Source organism: Herpetosiphon sp., from assembly GCF_003512625.1.
In the GTDB taxonomy this organism is placed as follows: domain Bacteria; phylum Chloroflexota; class Chloroflexia; order Chloroflexales; family Herpetosiphonaceae; genus Herpetosiphon; species Herpetosiphon aurantiacus.
The window spans coordinates 1-21,827 of sequence record NZ_DOPT01000057.1 but is presented as its reverse complement, the minus strand read 5'-3'; the positions used below and the strand labels follow the sequence as shown (position 1 = coordinate 21,827).

The 21,827-nt window shown below is 50.4% G+C and carries 14 protein-coding genes and 1 pseudogene; all 15 read left to right on the top strand.

Annotated elements, in window-relative coordinates; all coding sequences use genetic code 11:
• Positions 1 to 610 precede the first annotated feature (610 nt).
• Complete coding sequence (locus tag DEF47_RS12275; RefSeq protein ID WP_012191793.1) at positions 611 to 2,647, top strand: putative glycosyltransferase family protein; 2,037 nt, start codon at positions 611 to 613, stop codon at positions 2,645 to 2,647.
• Entirely contained in the window at positions 2,641 to 3,480 is an 840-nt protein-coding gene (locus DEF47_RS12270) for a class I SAM-dependent methyltransferase (RefSeq protein WP_012191794.1), read from the top strand. Before DEF47_RS12275 ends, DEF47_RS12270 begins: the two co-directional genes overlap by 7 nt.
• Complete coding sequence (locus DEF47_RS12265; RefSeq protein ID WP_012191795.1) at positions 3,480 to 4,589, top strand: glycosyltransferase family 4 protein; 1,110 nt, start codon at positions 3,480 to 3,482, stop codon at positions 4,587 to 4,589. Before DEF47_RS12270 ends, DEF47_RS12265 begins: the two co-directional genes overlap by 1 nt.
• A 232-nt stretch (positions 4,590 to 4,821) precedes the next feature.
• On the top strand, positions 4,822 to 6,258 hold the full coding sequence (locus tag DEF47_RS12260; RefSeq protein WP_012191796.1) for a DUF2079 domain-containing protein: 1,437 nt from the start codon (positions 4,822 to 4,824) through the stop codon (positions 6,256 to 6,258).
• A 265-nt stretch (positions 6,259 to 6,523) separates the two neighbouring features.
• Positions 6,524 to 7,747: a glycosyltransferase family 4 protein gene (locus tag DEF47_RS12255; protein ID WP_012191797.1), complete on the top strand. Its 1,224-nt coding sequence runs from the start codon at positions 6,524 to 6,526 to the stop codon at positions 7,745 to 7,747.
• Entirely contained in the window at positions 7,737 to 8,405 is a 669-nt protein-coding gene (locus DEF47_RS12250; RefSeq protein ID WP_012191798.1) for a class I SAM-dependent methyltransferase, read from the top strand. The genes DEF47_RS12255 and DEF47_RS12250 overlap by 11 nt, the downstream gene beginning before the upstream one ends.
• Before the next feature lie 285 nt (positions 8,406 to 8,690).
• Positions 8,691 to 9,557 (top strand): annotated as a pseudogene (locus tag DEF47_RS25285) (oligosaccharide flippase family protein); the annotation flags it as partial.
• A gap of 560 nt (positions 9,558 to 10,117) precedes the next feature.
• Positions 10,118 to 12,325, top strand: a complete 2,208-nt coding sequence (locus DEF47_RS12240) for a DUF8728 domain-containing protein (RefSeq protein WP_012191800.1) — start codon at positions 10,118 to 10,120, stop codon at positions 12,323 to 12,325.
• Positions 12,322 to 13,983 (top strand): DUF8728 domain-containing protein, encoded by a 1,662-nt coding sequence (locus DEF47_RS12235; RefSeq protein WP_012191801.1) that lies wholly within the window; start codon positions 12,322 to 12,324, stop codon positions 13,981 to 13,983. The genes DEF47_RS12240 and DEF47_RS12235 overlap by 4 nt, the downstream gene beginning before the upstream one ends.
• A gap of 14 nt (positions 13,984 to 13,997) precedes the next feature.
• Positions 13,998 to 14,936: an SDR family oxidoreductase gene (locus DEF47_RS12230; RefSeq protein ID WP_012191802.1), complete on the top strand. Its 939-nt coding sequence runs from the start codon at positions 13,998 to 14,000 to the stop codon at positions 14,934 to 14,936.
• Positions 14,937 to 14,941: 5 nt separating this feature from the next.
• Complete coding sequence (locus tag DEF47_RS12225) at positions 14,942 to 16,183, top strand: glycosyltransferase (RefSeq protein WP_012191803.1); 1,242 nt, start codon at positions 14,942 to 14,944, stop codon at positions 16,181 to 16,183.
• Between the two features lie 136 nt (positions 16,184 to 16,319).
• Positions 16,320 to 17,075, top strand: coding sequence for a LamG domain-containing protein (locus DEF47_RS12220; protein WP_012191804.1), 756 nt, complete (start codon positions 16,320 to 16,322; stop codon positions 17,073 to 17,075).
• Positions 17,076 to 17,084: 9 nt separating this feature from the next.
• Complete coding sequence (locus tag DEF47_RS12215; protein ID WP_012191805.1) at positions 17,085 to 19,400, top strand: hypothetical protein; 2,316 nt, start codon at positions 17,085 to 17,087, stop codon at positions 19,398 to 19,400.
• 167 nt (positions 19,401 to 19,567) lie between these two features.
• The gene (locus DEF47_RS12210; RefSeq protein WP_012191806.1) at positions 19,568 to 20,785 is read left to right on the top strand and encodes a glycosyltransferase family 4 protein; all 1,218 of its coding nucleotides are present in this window, start codon (positions 19,568 to 19,570) and stop codon (positions 20,783 to 20,785) included.
• Positions 20,786 to 20,959: 174 nt separating this feature from the next.
• Positions 20,960 to 21,733: a class I SAM-dependent methyltransferase gene (locus DEF47_RS12205; RefSeq protein WP_012191807.1), complete on the top strand. Its 774-nt coding sequence runs from the start codon at positions 20,960 to 20,962 to the stop codon at positions 21,731 to 21,733.
• Positions 21,734 to 21,827: the final 94 nt, after the last annotated feature.

Sequence of the window (21,827 nt, the reverse complement as noted above, 5' to 3'; positions counted from 1 at the left end):
TCAAACTCGCCGACAAGTGACCGTAGTCACTGCGTGTACTACTAATTTATTGAGCGGTAGCACGGTCACTCATAATTGGTAGATCAACAAACCAATTGCATTGACGGTGACAAAGAAACAAATATTGTTATGATGCATGGAATGTGCTGCGGACGCAGCACCCATCAGTTGGAAAGGTGCAGTTTTGGCGATAAAAAATCCGCAGGTTTATTTTACTAACCAAACGGAAGTTTGTTGCCAATTGTTTGATGTTTATCTCACATCGTTGCTATCAGTTGATAGCCCGTGAAGTCTACCACATTCAATCGTTCTTGTCAAACCTTTGTTTGTGGCTGATTTCGTTCGGTTTATCGTGTCGTGACTGTATTTGAGTCATTCGTTGACAGCCCGTGAAGTCTACCACATTCAATCGTTCTTGTCAAACCTTTGTTTGTGGTTGATTTCGTTCGGTTTATCGTGTCGTGACTATATTTGAGTCATTCGTTGACAGCCCGTGAAGTCTACCGCAGATGGCCTTGCTTGTCAAATTGGTTGCAAAGGTAGGGTGATCGCCTATAATTGTTCAGCAAAATATGAGATTAAACACCTTTTAGTGATTGAGTGATTTCGCATGCAATTGGTTGGTTCAACGCTTTTTCGAGATCGATCATCGATTTTTGCTGAGCCATGGCGGGTTTGGCTCGCTGCGGTTGGGGGCTTGGTGCTTTGGGCGGTATTGCTCTTAACCATTACTTATCAGTGGCAAGCTCAAGCCACAATTACGCTTGGCGATTATTATGATCCGCCTTTTCTCCAAGGCAATTTCTCGCCTGGCGAGGTCAGTCAGGGTAATAATCGTTCGTTTCGCTGGACAACTGGCGAGGCCACACTTGCCGTTCCTTTAGCTGGTCGCGGCAGTTGGACAACCAAAATCGATTTGTTAACTCAACATCCTGATGCTAGTCCAGTTGAGGCAACCCTAAATTTTGCCCCGAATGTGGCTGTGGCACTGCCAGATAGCAATGAGACGCGAATTATTCATGCCTTTATTCCAGCTACTGCAACTAGCAATGGCAATCTGGCAATTGGGCTGAATTCAAATCTATATCAGGAGCAAACGGCTAGTGCCCGAACCTTGGGCGTAGCCTTATTTAATGTTGAGCTTGCTTCAACGACAGGCCGCCCTTGGTTGCCACCATTGCTTGCAGTAGTTTTGCTCAGCATTATTTTGCTTGGCATCGCCGCGAGCATTCTGCTGACTGGCATCAATTGGACTTGGGCGGTTGGCCTTAGCGCGGCTCTTGGCGTTGGTTTGGCGCTGCCAGTAATGTTGGCGCGTGTGCCACATACCTTTTGGTTGCCAAATTTGGCGGTGCTGGCGGTTTTGAGCGTTGGCTTAGTTGCTGCGCTACGCAAAATTGTGCCGTGGCTGATGCACAAGGGTGGCATTGAATTAGAGCCACGAACCTTGACGATTTTGCTTGGCTTGTTTTTATTTGGCTTTTGGGTCAAAGCTGCGGGCCAAGTCTATCCATATATGATCGCGATCGATATTCATTGGCATATGGAGCGAGTACGCTGGATTTTGGATGGTCGTTTGGCTGAAATGTATAAGCCAGGTGCGTTCAATGAGTCAGTGATGCCCGAAAAGGAATTCGGCAAGGATCGGCCAATTATTCCATATTCGCCGTTTTTCCATATTTTCGCCACTTCGTTTGCCTTGCTGCCCTTCCAAATGGAGACAACGGCCAAGATATTTAGTTCAATCATTGATTCGAGCTATATCTTTTTGATTTATTTCTTTGCCCGTTCGTTTGATTTCTCGCGACGGGTCGGGTTGTTGGCGGCAGCCTTTTATAACGTAGTGCCATTAACCTATTTGTTGCATTCATGGGGCAATGTGCCAACCACCTTTGGTATGTGGTGGACATTTATGAGCATTGCTTTTGTGATTGGGGCTTGGGGCAAGCTTGATCAACGCAAGGTTTGGTGGAGTTTCGCCGCCTTGTTGACTGTGGCATTTTTGATGTACACGGTGATGGCGGTATTCTTGGGCTTGTTGCTGTGCATTTGGATGAGCTATATCGCCATCACTAAGCGTAGCGAACGTCGCCAAGCCCGTTCAGTAATCACAGCAATGTTGGTGGGGGTGCTTGGTTCAACGATCGTCTATTATGGCTTGTATATTCCAGGCATCATTGAAAAAACGATTCCTTACTTCACCACAACCTTTACCGAAGGCCAAGAAGCTGTCGGCGCAATTCAATATCAGCCCACAGCCTACGATAATTTCCTCGCGTATCGCACCCGCTTATGGAACCATGGCTTGATGATTCCCTTCCTGCTATTGCCATTTGCTTTGTGGGTGATCGCTCGCTTGCGCACGCGCCAGCCCGAAACTCGCTTGTGGATGGGATCGATTTGGATGTGTGCGATGGTAACTGTTTCGTTACTATTCACCGTGATTGATCGCAATGTGCCAATGGTTGATAAGCATATTATTTTCTTGATTCCAGTGTGGGCGATTTTGATGGCAATGTTGATGGATATGGCGCTCAAACGTTGGCGCTGGAGCAGCATTCTGTTTGGCTTGGCCTACCTTGGGCTATTTGCAATGTCGATTGAATTATGGACACGGCGGATCGCAACGGTGAAACAAATATGGTAGTTGATTCAAATGAAACGGCATTGATCGAGCAGATCGATCGCTGGGTTGAGCCAATGAACTGGCGACCAGATTACACCACTTGGCGCGAAAAACGGATTTGGCAAGAGCGTTATCAAGCCGAACGCTTAGCATTAATCGAGCGGTTTGGCGGTGAGCTGGCAAACACGCGCATTTTAGAAATTAGCTGTGGGATGGGCGGCACACTGGTGGCCTTGGCTCAGGCTGGTGCTCAGCCAGTCGCAACTGAATTCAATCGTGATTATTGCCAGATTAGCAAGCATCGCGCAGCCCGTTATGATCTCAATGTGCCAATTTTGAATGCAGTTGGCGAGGCTGTGCCGTTTGCCGATAACAGCTTCGATTTGGCAATTTGCTGGGATATTGTTGAGCATGTGCAAGATCCGGCGGCAATGTTGGCAGAGTTGCGGCGGGTGATTCGGCCTGGTGGTCGGGTTCTGCTCACAATTATTAACCGCTGGGCATGGCGCGACCCGCATTACCATATTCGTGGGATCAATTGGTTACCGCGCAGTATGGCTGATCGCTTGGTTGCCACACGGCTCAAAACTAAACAAGCGATGGGTCTGCAAGATCGTCAGCGTTTGAGCGACATGCATTATTACACGATGAATCAATTTCGTGATTTGGCTCAGCAGTATGGCTTCAAGGTTGCCGATATGGAAGCTTTGGACATTCAGCATGGCAGCAAACGCCGCGCCCAAGGCCTCAAAGGCAAACTGCGCGATTTGGCTTATCGGCTTGGTTTAGGCTTGCCTGCTTATTATTTTTACCGTGATTGGGTCAAGGGAACCTACGAATTGGTGCTGTGGTAATGCATATTATTCACTACAATCTGACGACTACTAGCAAAGTCGGCGGGGTTGAGAGTTTTGTTTGGGAATTGGCGCAGCAGCAAGTTCGGCTCGGCCATCGGGTGACGATTGTTGGTGGTCAAGGCCCAATTCAACGGCCAAATCAGGGCTTGCGGGTGCTAAAATTCCCATTTATTGATCGGGCACGTTTGGCTTGGGGGCCGTTACGTCGCGCTTATGCTTGGCGCAAATTGGCCGAACGCTTGTCGCTGCTGCCACGGGCTTGGCCTATTTTGAAAACTGCCGATTTGGTGCATATTCACAAGCCTTATGATTTGGTCGTGGCTCCATTGCTCAAACGCCATGGCATTCCCACGGCTTATCACGGCCATGGCGAAGATTTTTTTCGCGGCGATGTTCAGCTGATGCAGTCAGCCGCCGTGCTGCTTTCGTGCTCTAGCTACAATGCCCAAACCTTGCAGCAACATTATGGGCGCACGGCGAGCGTGGTCTATAACGGCGTTGATGTCGAGCATTTTCGACCTTTGGCGCTAGATCCAGCATTACGCCAAGCAATTGCTGGCGATGCTCAATGGTTATTGATGCATCCTGGGCGCATGATGCCTTGGAAAGGTCAGCGCGATGCAATTAGTGCCTTGAGTTTGCTCGATCACACCTATCATTTGGCCTTTTTAGGCGATGGCGAAACCCGCCAAGCCTTGGCTGACTATGCCCAACAATTAGGCATTGCCGAACGCGTGCACTTTCTTGGCACAATTGCCCACAGCGAATTGCCGCGCTATTTGGCCTGCGCCGATTTGGTGCTTGGTACGAGTTATACATCAGAGACGTTTGGCATGGCCTTAGCCGAAGCCCAAGCCTGTGGCCGGCCCGTTATCGCCTCGTCGTGGCGTGGTTATGATGATGTGGTGCAAGCTGGCAGCACTGGCGAACGCTTTATCGCCCAAAATTCAGCCGATTTAGCTCGCGTTATCAGCCAACTTTGCCACGATTCAGCCTATCGTGAGCAACTAGCGCGTGCTGGTCGCCAACGGGTGCAACAATTGTTCCCGTGGTCGGCTGTCGCCGAGCGAGTTGAAGTGGTGTATGAGGGGTTAGTTAGTTGCTAGGGGTCAGGGGCCAGAGAATAGCGACGAGATTTAACGCAGAGACACAGAAAGCCAAAGGATGAATTATGAGGGATAAGGGATGAAATTATAACAGGATTGGAATTTGAACTGCGTAGCATAGAGGAATAATCAAAACAATCTGTGCAATCTGTGGCTAAAATAGCCTTCGTGTCCTTTGTGCCCTTCGTGGATCAAACCCAATCCCCAAATCCCTAGCTAATACGGAACAACAATGCAACGATTTTTTGCAACGATCGATACATATGCCAAAGCGCTGCTTACAACAATGATTGTGGGCTATATCGGGGTATTCGCTACACTGTCGTGTCTAAAATTGGCATGGTTTCGCCAAGGCTTCGATATGGCGGGCAACGAGCAAACGATTTGGAATACCTTGCATGGGCGGCCATTCCAAATTTCGGTGTTTGCCATGATGCGCTACGATTTTGATGATGGCCCTGTGTTATTGCAATTGCCCTTAGCATTATTGTATGGCATATATCAATCGCCCTATACGCTGCTTGTGTTGCAAACAATTGCTTTAGGCATTGCTGCTTGGCCATTGTATGCGATTGTGCGTGATCTTTTGCCAAAGCCATGGCATGCCTTGGTGATTGCTGCCATTTATTTATTACACCCCACAACTCAGCATATCAATATGTACGAGTTTCAATTGCGCTCATTTATGATTCCATTTGCCTTGGCAGCATTATTATATTTGCGCCGTGAACGCTTGGGATTGTATTGTTTATTTCTATTTTTGATGATGTGCACCAAAACTGAGGCAGGTTTTACGTTAATTGCCTTTGGTTTATATGCAGCTTGGCAGCGCAAGCCTTGGAAATTTATTGCATTTCCTTTGGTGCTAGGGCCAGCCTGGGTTGCGGTGGCTTTGGGCGTAATTGTTCCAGCCTTCAGCGAGGGTAATTTTATTGCTGATATTTACAGTTATGGCAGGCTTGGCAAAACTGTTGGCGATGTGATCACAACTATGCTGACCAATCCAGCCCTTGCTTTTAGCGTCATGACCGAGCCGCCCAAACTCAAATATTTGTGGCAATTGTTTGGGCTTGGCGGCTTTTTGGCCTTGCTCAGCCCAACCTTGCTGTTGGCATTACCAGTTTTAGCGCTCAACTTAATCTCGCCCAATGCAGTCCAATTCAGCCTAAATTATCAATATGGCTCGTTAGTTTATCCATTTTTGCTCGTGGCCTCGGTCGAAGGTTTGCTGAATCTCACCCGCTGGACAGTGCGCAACTCGCAATGGCGCGAACGGGCAGTGCATGGCGCGGTGCTGGTTTTATTGCTGATTGGGATTATTGGTAATTTGACCTTGAATAATGTGGTAAAAACCGCTTTGAGCAACCGCGAAAATCCAACACGGGTAGCCGATGCCCGGGCAATTTTGGCTCAAGTGCCTGCCGATGCCGCTGTTGCCGCCAGCACCTTTCTGGCACCACACCTCGCCCAGCGCCAAGAAATCTACTTCTTTCCAGGCAATAAATCGTATCCCGCTGAATATATTGAGCGAGCCGAGTATTTGGTGTTTGATCGGCGGCCACCAGGCAATAGCGCCGAAACTCGCGCTGCAATCGAGCGCTATTTGAACGATCCTGACTGGGTGATTGTGGCCGAGGCTGGCGATTTTGCCTTATTAAAGCAGCAGTAACCGAAACCACGAAGGACACGAAGCGCACAAAGGGGCTAGGATTTAGGAACTAAATAAAGGTCAGTTTGTTTAAGGCAGAGGCGCAGAGAACGAAAGGATGCGGGATGAAAATGCGGCAGGATTAGAACTTGAGGCACGTAGACAACATACAGAAATAATCTGATCAATCTGTGTTCATCTGTGGCTAAAACATGCTTCGTGCGCTTCGTGTCCTTCGTGGATCAAAAGCCCCTGACCCCTGATCTCTAAAATTAAGGATAGATCGATGCAAATTTTGATTGTTGGGCTAGGCGGGGTAACCGCAACCTTTCGCAACTGGCCTGAGCGAATTGTGGCGCTCGGTTTGGCTCAACGCGGTCATGCCGTTCGCGCGATTGGAACCCACGATCCCAAACGACCTGCCTTAGCTGCCCGTCATGAAATCATCGAGGGCGTAACAGTGCAACGCGTGCATTCGGGCTACGCGCCAAATCGTGAGTTGCAACAAGCCTTGGAGCATGGTCCAAGGCCAGATTTGATTCATTTTATGCATCCGCGCAATGTGCTGGCCGCCCAAACGAGTGCCTGGGCCAAACAGCACAAGATTCCCACGGTTTATACATGGTTGGGGCCGTATCACGATGCCTATTTGGTTGATGATCGTGAGCGTCCATTTGAAACAACCATCCACTATCAGCGGCCAATTTGGACGAAACAACAATTTTGGCAACGCCTCAAATCGGCCCGTTCGTGGCGCACAATCCGCGACCATCTACGCAATTGGCGCTTGCATCGCCCATTGTGGGAAGCCGATCAGCTAATTCCATGCTCGCAATTCGAGGCCGATGAACTTAAACGCATGGGATTGCAGCAAGAATCAAGTGTGATTCCCTTGTGGATTGACGATTCGGCGATTCAGACTACCCCGGTTGTTTTACCTGATTTGAAGGTAAGCCGCCCATGGATTTTATTTGTTGGGCAATTGACTCCGCGCAAGGGCTACGATTTGGCCTTGCGGGCCATGCCAGCAATTTTGCAGCAATATCCCAATGCCAATTTATTGATGGTATCGGGGATTAACCACGCTGAACGGGCCGAAGTTGACCGAATCGCCCAAGAACTGAATATTCAACCACAGATTCATTTTTTGGGGCGGGTTGATGATGCAACCTTGGTCAACCTTTTTCGCCATTGCGATGTCTATCTCACGCCGACCCGTTATGAGGGCTTTGGCTTGACCTTGCTCGAAGCCATGGCGGCGGGTGCGCCCTTGGTTGCCAGCGATATTCCGGTGGTTAACGAAATTGTGCGCCACGGCGAAAATGGCTTGCTAGCACCCTACAACAATCCCGAAGCCTTGGCCGCAGCCGCCAATTTGATTCTTGGGCAGCCGCGTTTAGCTGCCAAACTCCGCAGCGGTGGGCAGCAAACATGCGAGGTATGGTATAATCCGGCCCGATGGACGACCGCCTTAGAGCAGGTCTATACGCGAGTAATCAATGAGCACTAAGATCGACGAAACCAGCTATTTTGCGCCGCAGGTCAGCAAATCCGACCGCAAAATTGCTGTGCAATACCGCCGGATGTTCGCGTTTGGTGGCTTGGCCAAGCACTTACCCCAAGGGCCAGTGCTCGATGTGGGTTGTGGCGCGGGGCCGGGGTTGCGCTATATTCGCAGCCGTGGCGCAACCGCAATTGGCGTAGACCCCAGCATTTATGCTTTGCGCGAAGCAGCCAAATTGATTGATGTCGATCTGGTGCAGATGGATGCTGCGCCGCGGTTTCCGTTTGCCGACCAAACCTTTGGCATGGTGCTCGCCAACGAGGTGATTGAACATGTGCCCGATGGCGTGGAATTTCTGCTGGAATGCGCTCGGGTACTACAACCTGGCGGCATGGTCTTTCTGACCACTCCCAATCTGTGGGATATCCGACGGGTGCTGGCTCCCTTGGTTGGCAAAGTTTGGTCGGGCGATACCGACCCCACCCATATTAATTTGTATACCCCTTGGCGCTTGCGAAACGATCTCAAAGCCGCCGGCTTTAAACAACCACGGATCAAAACTGGCTTTAAACCCATTCGCTGGTTGCCACCACATCGCAACCCGCTTGCTATTCCCTACCCGCCCTTGATCGGAAATGGGATGGTAGCCACTGGAGTACGTTAAGTGCAATCGAACAAACCGCAGCGGAGCCTCACCAGTGAGGTTTGGAGCGCAACGCTTTGGAATACGCTGCTGTTTCCAGCCCGCTTTTTAGTTGGCATCATCACCAGTGTGATTTATTACGGGCGGCTTGCACCTGAGCAGGTCGCTTTGATTTTTCTCCTCACCAGTTTGGCGGCTTCAATTGGCACCTACGCCGACCTTGGGATCGAACGTAGTTTGCCACGCTTCATCCCTGAAGTGGAAAAACGCCAAGGTCGCCAAGGTGTTTTGCGCTTTCTCTGGCGTATGATCGGACTTAAACTGGCAATTATGGCCGTGCTGGTGCTCGGTTTGAATCTGCTGGCCCAACCCATGGGCAATTATCTAATCGAGCAACAACGAACTGAGGTTGTTGAACTCGAAAGCCAAATCCGCAGCCTTGAGCAACAACCAGCCACGTCTGACCAAATCAGCAAGCTCAGCAAATTGCAAAATCAACGCACTGGCACGCTCGCCGTGATCGAGCAAATTGAGCGCCAAAGCCACTGGTTTATGCTAGTGGTCAGCGCTTTATTAATTTTGGGTGCGCTGTTTGATGTCTTTATGCAGTTTCTGACCGCCTACTTCAAACAACGCGCTTGGAACTTGATCACCTTAGTTACAACCTTGCTCCAACCAATTTTGGTAACGATCTTTATTTTGCTGGGTTGGGGCATCACGGGGGTGTTGATTGGCTTGGTGCTCACGCCATTGGTTAGCGTGTTGATGGCAGCGTGGCAAGCCTTACGCGCCAGCCGCGAGCTATCCAATACTGGCGAGGGCGAGGCGAGCGATCCCGAATTACCTAAGCGTTTTGCCAAATTTGCCGCAGTCTCCTATTTAATGCAAATCACCACCTGGGTGTATGATATTCAGTTTGTAACGCTGTTTACGGTGACCCAACTGAATGCCCGCGATGTGGCGATTTTGGCTTTTGCCTATAAATTTGCCAAAGATTACCTTGGCTATATTTGGATGCCGCTCAACGGCGTGATGACTCCGCTGCTTTCGCGGATCAAATTGCGCCGCGATCCCCAATCGTTGCAAGATGCTCATGGTGGTTTGGCCCGCATGATTTGGCTGTTGATTGTGCCAGCAGGCGTGGGTTTGGCCTTGCTCACTCCGCGCATGGTGGCGGTGCTGTATCCACTCTACACCGATGCCAGCAGCTTAATTATTGTGTTTATCGCATTTACCTTTGGCGAATCGTTGCTGAGCGTGCCGCATAATGTACTGATGGTTTATGAGCAATATCGCGCTGTGATCATTTCGCGCTTGTTTGCCTTTATCAGTGTGCCATTGGTTTTTGTGTTGCTACCACGCTATGGCATGTTGGGCGTGGCGATTGCGGTTGGCGCAGTGCGAGTTGCCACCCGCTTGATCACGCTCTATTATGGATGGCGCAATTTGGGCTTGCAATTGCCCTGGCGGTTTTGGCTGCGGGTTTGTGCTGCCAGCGCCAGTTTTGCGGTGGCCCTCATTGGGTTAATGCAACTTTGGCCAATGCCTGAGGCGGCGGCTGGCTGGCAAACTAAATTAATCAATCTGTTGCCGTTGATGCTGTTTGCCGCAATTGGGGCTGGCCTCTATTTACTCACATTGAAATTGCTCGGCGGGCTTGATCCGGCTGAGCGAGAGCGTTTATTGAGCATGAAACTTCCATTCAAGGGCGTGCTTCGGCGCGTATTATAGCTATGCAGCGATTTAAACGATTTCTACCATTGGCGCTAATTGCCTTGAGCGCCATTATTTTTCTCATTCCGCCTGCGCGGCCTAGCATCGATGTTGTGATGGGCAGCGAAGGCGAATTTCTGGTTGAAGGCCAAACTCAAAACTTCCGAAATTTTTATGGATTTAAGGAAGTTGAGCGGACAGAGCAAGGTGTATTTCGCTGGACAAGCGGACGTGGCAGCATTGCGTTTCCTTATTGGGAGAATGTTGCCGCCCCCTTACAGCTTAATCTATTGCTCTGTGGCTGTCGCACCGATGGTCAAACCATGCCCTTAACAGTTACGGTCAATCAGCAAGCGTTGCTCAAACTTAATCTGAGCAATCAATGGCAATGGTATCATGTGCAACTTCCCGCTGGTTTAACCCACCCTGATCATGATATTTTGCTTGACTTGACCTCGGCAGAATGGCGTAGCCCTGATCAACGTACCTTGGGCATTGTGGTGCAACGCATCCAAATTGAGGCGTTGGCAGCCCAACCAACCCAATCGTTCGTCGCCTGGCTAGGCTTGGCACTTGGCTTAGGGTTAATGGTGTTGTGGCAGATTCCAGTGGGCTTTGCAGGAATTGTGTTTGGGCAGTGGCTGCTTGGGGTTTATGGCTACCAGCCCCAGTTTTTGCCAAAGGATTTTCTTCTGATCAGTTTGGTTTTTGCCAACGTGATTGGTTGGCAATGCATGCGCAATCTGCCGCAGCTATGGCGCTGGGTAAGCTTGCCACTCAGTAGCTTTTGGCTGATTAGCAGCCCTCAAATCCTTGGCTCGTGGATTTTAGATGATGCGTTTATCTCATTTCGCTATGCTGCCAATTTGGCCAATGGTCAGGGGTTGGTGTTCAACCTTGACGAGCGGGTCGAAGGCTTTACCAATTTCCTTTGGACCTTATTAAGTAGCTTCAGCATTAAACTTGGGGCCGACCCAATTTTAGTCACCCATGCAACCAACCTGCTTTTGGGCATGGTGATTGTGGTCTTAAGTTTACAATTGGCCCATCGCTTGCATCAAAGTAGCTGGATGACCCTAGCGATACCCTTGATGTTGCTCAATTTGCCGTTATTGCTCTACACAAGTTTGGGTAGCGGCATGGAAACCGCACTCTTTTGCGCGGGTATTTTGGCAACCGTGCTACTTGCGATCAATCAGGTCTGGGGTTATGCAGCGATCGCCACCACGCTCACGATTATGACTCGGCCTGATGGCATGCTGTTGGCTGGGATTATTGGCTTACTGGCAATTTGGCAAAGTTGGCAAACCAAGCACTGGCAGCCGCTAATACGCTACGCCGGAATCTTGAGCCTGACCTTTGTACCCTACTGGCTGGCGCGTTGGTGGTATTATGGCTATCCACTGCCCAACACGTTTTATGCCAAAGTTGGTGGCACAGCCAAACAAGCCGAACGAGGGATTAATTATTTTATTGATTTTAACCGTAGCTACTACTTAGGTTGGCTTGGTTTAGGGCTGGGAGCACTAGCAAGTGGGCTGCGTTGGTATCAAACTAAAAAAGTACCCATCCTTGCCATCATCACATGGGCAATCGTTGGCCTCTACACCAGCTACACGATTAGCGTGGGCGGCGATTGGATGCCAGGTTATCGTTTTATGGTCGCAACTGTGCCATGGTTTGCGCTTTTGGCAAGCTGGGGCATCAGCGAACTTTGGCACTATCGGCGTTGGCTGGGCGCTAGTGCAATCGTAGCCAGCAGCGCAATCCTGTTGCTCCTGCTCCAGCCACTTCAGCAAGAACGCCCATTAACAGTTGGTTCGGCGGCTTGGTACGAGACCGATGTGGTCAATCGCTATCGTGAAGTTGGGCTATGGATCAAAGCCAGCACACCGCCCGAAACCACGCTAACGGTTACCGCTGCCGGAGCCATACCCTATTATGCAGAACGCACAACGATTGATGCTCATGGCTTGACCGATCTGCATATTGCGCATCTGCCAATTGATCCGAGCAAGGCGGGCAAACCTGGCCACGAAAAGCAAGACCCCGATTATGTGCTCCGTGATCGAAAACCAAGCTTAATTCCATGGGTTGCTGCACCAATGTTTACTAGCCATCCATTATTTGATGCTAACTATCGGCTGATCGAAGCCAGCGGCGTTGAAGGCCGAGGCATTCGGATGTTTGTCCGCCGTGATAGTGGCCTATTTGAGCAAGCACAATGAAAGTTTCAGTTAAAGCCATTCGAGGGTTGATTATTGCGGTCAGCGTATGTGGCCTACTTTTGCGGCTGATTTTTGCGCTCTTGCCCTTGCAAACCCATTTGCTGGTGCTCGAAGATGATGCTTGGATGGTGACGGCCATTGCCCGCAATTGGGCCATGGGCCAAGGGATCACCGCCGATGGTATCACGCCAACCAATGGATTTCATCCGGTGTATCCACTCACTTTAGGGGCGATTCCCTATGTTTTTGCCCCCGATAACTTAGCCTTAGGCTTTACTGTCAACTTGATTATCTGTGCATTGTTGGCCAGTTTAGTCATGTGGCCGTTGTGGCATTTGCTGAGACATTTGATGAACTGGCAAGCAAGTTTATTTGGCATAATCTTATATGCGCTAAACCCCGTTTTAGTGCGGTTTACCGTCAATGGCATGGAAACGTCGATGGCTTTGTTGCTCTGGGTCACGACGCTGCTAGCTGCGGTCAAAATCGATCCCAAAAAATTAAGCCATAATCTCGGCCTTGCCGCACTAACGGCTGCCATGATTCTGACCCGCCTAGATGGAGCATTGCTCTTTGCCTCGATTGCCGCGGCTCGCTTGATTTGGGCTTGGCGAGCCAAACGCTTAGGCCGTGAATTGCCCATGCTCACGAGCTATGTCGTGGTGACGTTTACGCTGTTAGTGCCCTATTTCTGGCGTAATTTGACGGTATTTGGTTCGTTTTCGCCCAGTAGTGGCAAAGCCTTGACCTACTTGCACAGCTACGTCAACTCCTACGCCATCTCAAATGGGCTTGATGGTTGGTACGTTAATAGCGCAATTTCGATGGAAGTATTGGGACGCTCAGTAGTTGGCGCAGCGCTTTGTTTGGCCATTTTTGCGGCATTTGTGGGCTTTTGGGTTGGTCGTCAACTCTGGCTTGGCTTACCGCTCTTGCTCTATCTGCCGATTCCCTTGGTTTATTATGGCTATATGATGCAGCAGGATAATCCACGTCACTTTGTGCCTTGGTCGCTGGCAGTCATTATTTTGCTGGCATGGGCGTTGGCGGCAATGCTCCAGCGTTTGCCATCGATCAGCTATCTGGCCGTGCCAGCGCTGATTGCGGGCGTGCTGATTGTGCAAACCCTCGATAGCTCACGCTTTTGGCAAGAAAAAGCAACAGCGCCTAGTCAATCGCAACCAACGATGTATCAAGCAGCCTTGTGGATGCGCGATAATTTGCCCAGTGATGCCTTGATCGGGGCTAAAAATTCGGGCATTTATCAATATTATTCTGGTCATCATGTGCTGAATATCGATGGCAAATTGAACAACGACATTCTTGAGGTCTATGATCAACGGCGCATGCTCGATTATTTGCGCGAAAAAGGCGTGACCCACTTGATCGATCAAGAGGGAACCATGGCCGATCATATTCAGTTTTATAGCTATCAATTTGGTGAACGGCCCGAGCATCGTGTGCCCACAACCTTCACCCAATTCAAGATCTATGGTCAATTATTGCTGAGCAGTTTGGGGCTAGCCGATAAGCCAGCGCTTGATCGGCGCGATGGTTTTGAGCCAAATCAGCCATTTAGCAGCATCACCACGGTGATTCAGCGCTTCCCACGGCCAAACGATAGCAATAACCCAATTGCGATTTTTGAACTTAACTAAAAAGGAATAGCTTTATGGCGCGATATTTAGTAACTGGTGGCGCAGGCTTTATTGGCTCGCATTTGGTTGATGCGCTCTTGCAACGCGGCGATGAGGTGCGGGTTTTCGATAATTTTTCGACTGGCTATGAGCATAATCTGGCGCATTGTATTAATGATATTGAGTTGGTGCGCGGCGATTTACGCGATGCCGAGGCTGTGAGCCAAGCGGTGGCTGGCTGCGAAGTAATTTTTCACGAAGGTGCGTTGCCCTCAGTGCCACGCTCGGTCAGCGACCCGCTAACCACCGATGCGGTCAATACTGGCGGCTCGTTGCATGTGTTACAAGCGGCGCGGCAGCATGGCGCACGGCGCGTCGTTTTTGCAGCGTCATCATCGGTCTATGGCGATACCCCAATTTTGCCCAAAGTCGAAACTATGGCCATGAGCCCCAAATCGCCGTATGCAGTCAGCAAAATGGCCGCCGAAAGCTATTTGAAGGTTTTTCATCATGTGTATGGCTTAGAAACGGTTGGCTTGCGCTATTTCAACGTTTTTGGGCCGCGCCAAGACCCAACTTCGCAATATTCGGGCGTAATTGCTCGTTTTATGACCTTGGCCTTACAAGGCGAACCTTACACCATGAATGGCACTGGCAATCAATCACGCGACTTTACCTACGTTGCGAATGTGGTGCAGGCCAATTTGCTGGCGGCAAGCGTGCCTGCTGCGGCTGGCCATGTGTTTAACATTGCTTGTGGCTTGCGCATTAGCCTTAATGATGTGGTTGCGATGTTGAACAAACTAGTTGGTAAAGAACTACCGATTATTTACAGTCCAGCCCGTACTGGCGATGTTGAGCATTCGTTGGCCGATATTAGTGCTGCTCGCCAAATCTTGGGTTTTGAGCCAAGCGTCGATATTGAAACTGGCATCGCCCGCACACTGGATTGGTATCGCACTCAGGGAGCCTAAATTCAATGCGCATGCTCTACTTCACCACTGCCTACAACGCTGCCTTGCTTGATCGGGTGCATGAAGAATTTTTGTTGCGCTGGCAGGCGCTTGGCCATGAAACCAGCATTCTTGTGCCCGACTCCAGCCGCGACCGCCAAAGCCGTTGGTTGGTCGAAGATGGTGCAATTCAGGTCTATCGGCCAGCAGTGAGCATGCAGCGCAGCGATCGGCTATTGAATAATGTAGGCCGACGCTTGACTGAATATAGCTATTTTTTCAGTTTGCTGCGCGATTATTTAAGCTTTTTGCGCCAACACCCTGAGATCGAGATTATTCACGTTGAGTCGGTTTATCCATTGGGGGCGATTGCCGCCGTGGCTTCGTTGATTGATCGACGGCCATTTGTACCAACCATCCGTGGTGGCGACTTAATTGCTGATGATTCGATCAGCTATGGTTTTGCTCGCTACAAACGAGTCCGTGCTTTGCTCAAATTGACCTTTGCGCGAGCTGCGGCAATTCGTTCGGTTTCACCAAGTGCCAGTGCGATGGCCGAGCAATTTGGCTGCCCAACGCAGAAAATCATCACGATTGGTCGGAATATTCGCGACGAATATTTCGAGCGCGATCAAGCGGCCTTTCGGGCAGAAAGTCGAGCTTGGTTGCGCCAAACCTACCCTGCAATTGCTGGGCGCAACGTGATCGTCGCGGCAGGACGTTTATTGCCAGTCAAAGGCTTTGATGATTTGATTCAGGCCTTGGTGGGTTTACCACAGGCTGTAGCACTGATTTGCGGGCCAAATCGAGTTGACGAAAAACTTGGCGATTATGGCGAATATTTAGGCCAATTGGCCCATCGCCATAGCGTGGCCGATCGAGTAATCTTTACAGGAGGCATTCCCCGTGAGCAAATGCCGCAGTATTTTGCTGGAGCCGACGTGCTAGCCGTACCTTCGATTATTGAAGGCGGCAACCGCACCGTTTTAGAAGCAGCAAGCTTGGGAGTGCCCTTCGTGGCGACTCGCAGCGCAGGCACACCCGAATTTTTTAGTGCTGCTGCCGGCATTAGCATCGCGCCACATCGGCCTGATCAACTCTGGGCTGGCTTAGCCACAATTTTAGCTGAAACCTCGGAACAAGCCCAGGCTCGCAGCCAAACCTGTCAACAAGAAGCCCAACAATTTTATTCACCTCAAGTCGCCCAGCGGCTCGCTCGGCTTTATACAGCAATTTTAGCCAAGCAGCCGCTATCAGGGAACTTTTAGCTAATCTTCATCTTTTAACCTACTAAGCACGTTGATTTTACGTTGACAGAATCAACAGCATCGTGCTACGCTCAATAACCGCAATACACAATGTTGTATTCATTCCAAACTCTCACCAGAACTTAGGAGGAGTTCAATGCGACGAAATATTATGGGTTCCTTGTGTGGGCTACTGTTGCTCACCACAGCCATCAGTGCGTGTGGCGCATATACCAGCGCTCAACAAGGATCATTAGGCGAGTTACCAACCGCTCCACCAGCACCAACCTATGCTCCATTGCCAACCGAAGTTGTTCAAGGAGCGCCTGCCATTGAAAATCCAAATAAGGCTCCTGAGCTGTTTCGCAGCACCTTCGATGGCGATCTAAGCCAATGGGAGGTGATTGACGTTTGGATGAACTCAACTGAAAAATCCAAATGGGCGATTAAAGAAGGCCGAGTCGAGCAAGTAACTGGGCCAGAAGGTTGGCCAGCAGTTGCTCCAACCGCGCTGGTAACTGGCGATAAAAATTGGAAAGACTATAGCATCACGGCCCAAGGCTATTCCTGGGGCAATAGCGTGATGGGCTTGGTTGGTCGGGTCAATGAAAACGGCTTCTATGTTGTAGCGGTGCGTCCGGCAGGGGCCGAAGGCGGCAAAACAATCACCATCCAACGCTATGATAGCAAGACTGAAATCTTTACCCAACTTGCCGCAATTAACGATAAAGGTTGGAACCTCAAAACCTGGACAACCTTGGGCTTGAGTTTCAAAGGGACAAGCATCATCGCCACGCTTGATGGAGTTCCGGTGCTCGAAGCCCAAGACGATACATTCAGCAGTGGGCAAACCGGGGTCTATGGATTTGCCGAAGGCATGCTGGCTTTTGATAATGTCATTGTTCAAGAATAAGGACGCACAATGAAACCAACGACCTCGAAGAAATCCATAGGGCTGCTTTGTATCTTAGTGGCAAGCTTGTTTGCCTCAATGGTAAGCAACAGAACTCCAGTTACCGCAGCTCCCAACGCGGTTGGTTGGGGCCAAGCTCAACTAGTCGCAGCAGGCGCACTCAAAAATTTGCACAGCGATGTTGTGATTGATGCTAATGGTAAAACCCACATTACCTGGATTCGGCTGGCAGCCAGCACGTCTGACCCATCTGAGGTCATGTATACCAATAATGTGAGTGGCACATGGCTGAATCCGTATATTGTGAATGGGAACGCAGGCCACGGGGCTGATCCATTTGTTTCGATGGCAATCGAAGGCAATCGTGCGCATATTATCTTCATTAACTTTGAAGGGTTTGCCGTTCACCGTTATATCACGTTCTCGGCAAGTGGCATTACTCCTAGTGTTGCTACTGTGTTAAGCTCAACCAAAAGCTCAACACCGGAGATTATTGCCGACAGAACCGGTAAAATTCATGCGTTCTGGGGCGACCGCCGCGCTAGCTCAGCGGCCCAAATTATTCACCGGATTTGGGCCAATGGGGCATGGGAAACCGGCACTGGTGGTCGGGTCGTGCGCAATGACGGGAGCAACCAAAAATATCCTCGCGCTACCGCAACTGCCGATGGCAATATTCACCTAACCTATCTTGGCGATGCAAAGTTCCCCTATCTCATTTTCAATGGGACGACCTGGAATGTTTCCAACAACCTTGATAGTGGCAAAGTTAAAATTGCCTCACTAACCTCAAAAGGCAATACGGTTATTGCTGTGTATTCGATGGCTCCTAGTACCCACATTGTTTACTACAAACAAGGTACAAACGGCACCTGGAGCAATCGGGTTCAATTAAGTAGTGGCACAAGCTACGACGAATTTCCGGCGGTAACCTACAACGATCAAACTGATCGGGTTTATGCTACGTGGTTAAGCGGCCCTGGCGATACAGCCCAAGCGTTAGTCGCCCAAGAAATTAACCCAGGCATTGCCTTCAATCCAATTCAAACCATCGATGCAGCGATTGTCGGTCGGGCATGGCCGCAAATTGAAACACGAGGTGGGCTGGTAACGGCAGTTTGGCATCATCGTACCTCATCAAACCAACCGTTTAATGTCTATCGCATCGATGGGAATACGGGTGGTCAACCAGTTGCTACTGAAACCCCAACCCTCTCACCAACTCCAACGCAACCACCTGTTGACTTTACCCTGACGCGGAGCAGCGCAAGCCCCAGCAATAACCCAAATGTTGGCTTGACAATTACCAACATGATTGGCAACCCCGACCAAATGCGGGTCAGCACCACTGCATTCACGGCGCAATCAGCCTCACCAGCATGGGAAGGCTTGAACACTAGTAAAACCGTCAATACTGGGGCTGGGGTAACTTCATGTGTCACGGCAGTCTATGTGCAGTTGCGCAATAGTAGTAATGGTGGGGTTTCAAGCGTACAAGCGGTTAGCGCCTCAATCGATAGCGCCATCCAAAGCACGCCGCAAATCTACACCATGGAAACCGCGCCTAGTGCCCGCCCTGCCAGCTTGGAACAAGTGCAGTCGCAACCATTTGCCCCTGATCGGGTTTCGGAAAAATATACCCGTAACATGACCTTTGCCTATACGATTGCCCAAGAAACTGGCGGTTGTTCTGGAATTACACGGCATAAAGCAGGGCCATTTGTTGTCAATGGATCGAGCTACCCTTACACGGGCTTCTCGGCCTTTGATCGCTTTGTAACTGGCAACGATAGCTCAGGCACAGGCTTTGAAGAACAAACGGTCAATGCAACCGTGATTCTCACCGACACACTCGGTAATCAAAGCACGACCACCAAACAATTTACCTACGACGATGATGCGCCAGTCTTGACTGCTGGCGGGAGCATTAGCTTACCAAACGGTGCAAACACCAATGTTTCAGTCATTCCCTTGGAGTTCACTGCGGTGGTAACTGATGATGGCTTTATGAATAGTGCACCAGCCGATAAACGCTATTGGGGCGTGTGGGTCGTTGCCACCACAAGCAGCACCTTCCCTGCTCCACAAGATTTCTTGCAATATGGCGATGTCATTGGCTTGGGCGATGGTACGAACCGTGTCGATTATGTACGTTTGGTCAATGCCTTAACTGGCACGCAATCAGGCACACGCTTTGTACATATTCGGTTCCTCGACGGCGCAGGCAACTACACCGAAACAGGTTTGACTTCGCAAGCAATTACCTTGCAGCCAAACTATACTGGCCTGCCCAACTATCTCCCATTGATCTACAAGTATCAATAAGTTTCACGCTACGAGGGACAGCCGTTGGCTGTCCCTCGTGGTTTTACCCCTCAAGATTTCATCAACTGCTTATATGGTTGCGATCATGCATGGCTTTTGGGCAATAGTGGTACTATTAGCCTGCTTATTAAGCTTGAATGTTATTTAACTACTATTTGAATTAACCTATGCGAATTGCTTATATTGCTTATCCAACCAGTTTGATGCTGGCTTCGGCCAATGCGATTCAAACCTGGACAACCCTACGCGAATTGCGCCAACAAGCGCCCAACACCTTGATTATTATTCCGCGCTGGTTGCGTGAACCAAGCCGATTTAAAGAGGTCGGCGCAACACACTTGCAACGCCCAGCAATTGGCAAGCTCTCGCGTTTTAAAAAATCGACTTTGTGGTATTACGCTGAACGTAGCGTTTTTGCCGCCATGAGTGCTGCTGTCGTAGCCAGCCAACGTTGGCGCGGCGAGGCCGTCGATGTGGTCTATGTGCGCGAGGTGATTGCCGCTGGTTGGTGGGCCACGCTTTGGGGGCCGTTGCTCAACATTCCGGTGATCTACGAGGCCCATGATCTGGAAAGCTGGAATCCGTCACGCGCCAAAGAATCATGGGTGCAGCCCGTGCTCAATTTGCTTGATCGCTTGACGCTTGGGCGGAGCGCTGCTGTAGCTTCATTGACCGATGATTTTCGCCAACTCTTGGCACGTTTGGGCTGGCGTAAACCCAGCGATGTGGCCGTAATCCCCGATGCGTTTGATGATTCGCTGTATCAGCCCCACGATCGCCAACAGGCGCGGGCGCAGCTTGGGCTTGATCCAACTGCACCATTAATTGTCTATGCTGGAATGACCTTCTCCTATCGTGGGATTGATCGCTTGATTGCTGCTTTTGCGAGCCTACGCCAAGCGATGCCAAACGCTCAATTATTGTTCATCGGCGGGCGGCCAGCTGAAATTGCCCAATTTAGCCAGCAGGCCAACCATTTGGGGCTTGGCGAGAGCGTGCGTTTTCTGGGAGCCTTGCCGCAAAGCGCCACGCCAGCCTATTTACATGCTGCCGATGTTTTGGTCATTCCCGATACAGTCACCGACGTAACCGCCTCGCCGCTCAAATTATTTGAATATTTGGCGGTTGAGCGGGCGGTCGTTTTGCCGAATATTCCAGCCTTGCGCGAAATTTTGCCCGAACAGATCGGCTATTATTTTGAGCGTGGCAGCATCCAAGGCTTAGAGCAAGCTCTCGTCGATGCCTTAACCGATCCGCTGCGCCCTGAGCGTGAGCAGGCTGGCCGCCAATGTGTGCAAGAGCATACCTATCGCGCCCGCGCTGGCAGGATCAAGGCCTTGTGCCAACAAATTAGCCAAACAACCAGTAGTAGTGCATTAGATTAATCATCATGAGCATCCCTCACGCCTAGCCCCCTCTCCCGCACGCGAGCGAGGGGGAACAGATCGCCTCGTTTACCTCGTGGACGAAGGACTGGGGATGAGGATATATCGAATGAACCATTACAAATGAGCCAAAAATTTAACTAGCACATTGCTACTCAGCATGATAAGGATAGTATGCATCGCTTAGATCAACTTGTTGAAGACTATGGGCGCACGATGCCCAACGAGGCCAAACCAGCCTATTTTCGCCTGCATCGCTACCGTTTTCGGGCCTTGCTCCGCGCCTTGCCAGCAGCACCTGCTCGCATCCTCGAAATTGGCACAACCCCAGGCACCTTCACCGGAATTTTGCGCCAAGCAGGCTATCAGGTTGCAGGCATCGATCTGTTCCCCCAAGATCGGGCTGAACTTTGGCAAAAACTGAATGTTGAGGTCAAGTTTTGTAATCTCGACGAACAGCCCATTCCCTATGGCGATGGTGAATTCGATGCAGTGGTGTTTTCTGAGGTGATCGAGCATTTAGCTGGCTCGCCGCTCAAGCCACTAGCCGAAATGCTACGGGTGCTCAAGCCAGGTGGCCGCGTGATTATCTCCACGCCAAATCAATTTTATTTCAAAAGTCGCATGAAAACCCTTGGCGATGTAGTGCTGGCACGACCATTCGAATCGTTCAAGGAATTTACGCGCTCAATGCAGCTCGATGGGCCGCAGCGCTACTACAATCATAGCCGCCTCTATACCATGGCCGAATTGCGTTGGATGCTTGAACAAGCTGGCTTCAAGGTTGCCAAAGAGTTTTTTGGCGATGCTTGGGAGCGCGTCGGAATTGAAAAAGGTCGGATTTTGCGCCACCCATTGCGGGTTGTCACCAAAGCTGGTTTATGGGTGCTGACGAGTTTGCGGCCCGAATGGCGTTCGATGCTGTTGATCGTTGGTACGAAGCTCTAATTTCCCTCACCCCCTAGCCCCCTCTCCCGCACGCGAGCGAGGGGGAATCCATCCCATCATGACAGATGGAACACCCCTCTCCCGCCGCAGTGGG

What these genes read in the sequence shown, in the direction of transcription:
- DEF47_RS12250 (WP_012191798.1), top strand. Translation starts at nt 7,737, where the DNA reads ATGAGCACTAAGATCGACGAAACCAGCTATTTTGCGCCGCAGGTCAGC.
- DEF47_RS12225 (WP_012191803.1), top strand. Translation starts at nt 14,942, where the DNA reads ATGCGCATGCTCTACTTCACCACTGCCTACAACGCTGCCTTGCTTGAT.
- DEF47_RS12215 (WP_012191805.1), top strand. Translation starts at nt 17,085, where the DNA reads ATGAAACCAACGACCTCGAAGAAATCCATAGGGCTGCTTTGTATCTTA.
- DEF47_RS12255 (WP_012191797.1), top strand. Translation starts at nt 6,524, where the DNA reads ATGCAAATTTTGATTGTTGGGCTAGGCGGGGTAACCGCAACCTTTCGC.
- DEF47_RS12205 (WP_012191807.1), top strand. Translation starts at nt 20,960, where the DNA reads ATGCATCGCTTAGATCAACTTGTTGAAGACTATGGGCGCACGATGCCC.
- DEF47_RS12260 (WP_012191796.1), top strand. Translation starts at nt 4,822, where the DNA reads ATGCAACGATTTTTTGCAACGATCGATACATATGCCAAAGCGCTGCTT.
- DEF47_RS12275 (WP_012191793.1), top strand. Translation starts at nt 611, where the DNA reads ATGCAATTGGTTGGTTCAACGCTTTTTCGAGATCGATCATCGATTTTT.
- DEF47_RS12235 (WP_012191801.1), top strand. Translation starts at nt 12,322, where the DNA reads ATGAAAGTTTCAGTTAAAGCCATTCGAGGGTTGATTATTGCGGTCAGC.
- DEF47_RS12210 (WP_012191806.1), top strand. Translation starts at nt 19,568, where the DNA reads ATGCGAATTGCTTATATTGCTTATCCAACCAGTTTGATGCTGGCTTCG.
- DEF47_RS12220 (WP_012191804.1), top strand. Translation starts at nt 16,320, where the DNA reads ATGCGACGAAATATTATGGGTTCCTTGTGTGGGCTACTGTTGCTCACC.
- DEF47_RS12230 (WP_012191802.1), top strand. Translation starts at nt 13,998, where the DNA reads ATGGCGCGATATTTAGTAACTGGTGGCGCAGGCTTTATTGGCTCGCAT.
- DEF47_RS12270 (WP_012191794.1), top strand. Translation starts at nt 2,641, where the DNA reads ATGGTAGTTGATTCAAATGAAACGGCATTGATCGAGCAGATCGATCGC.
- DEF47_RS12240 (WP_012191800.1), top strand. Translation starts at nt 10,118, where the DNA reads ATGCAGCGATTTAAACGATTTCTACCATTGGCGCTAATTGCCTTGAGC.
- DEF47_RS12265 (WP_012191795.1), top strand. Translation starts at nt 3,480, where the DNA reads ATGCATATTATTCACTACAATCTGACGACTACTAGCAAAGTCGGCGGG.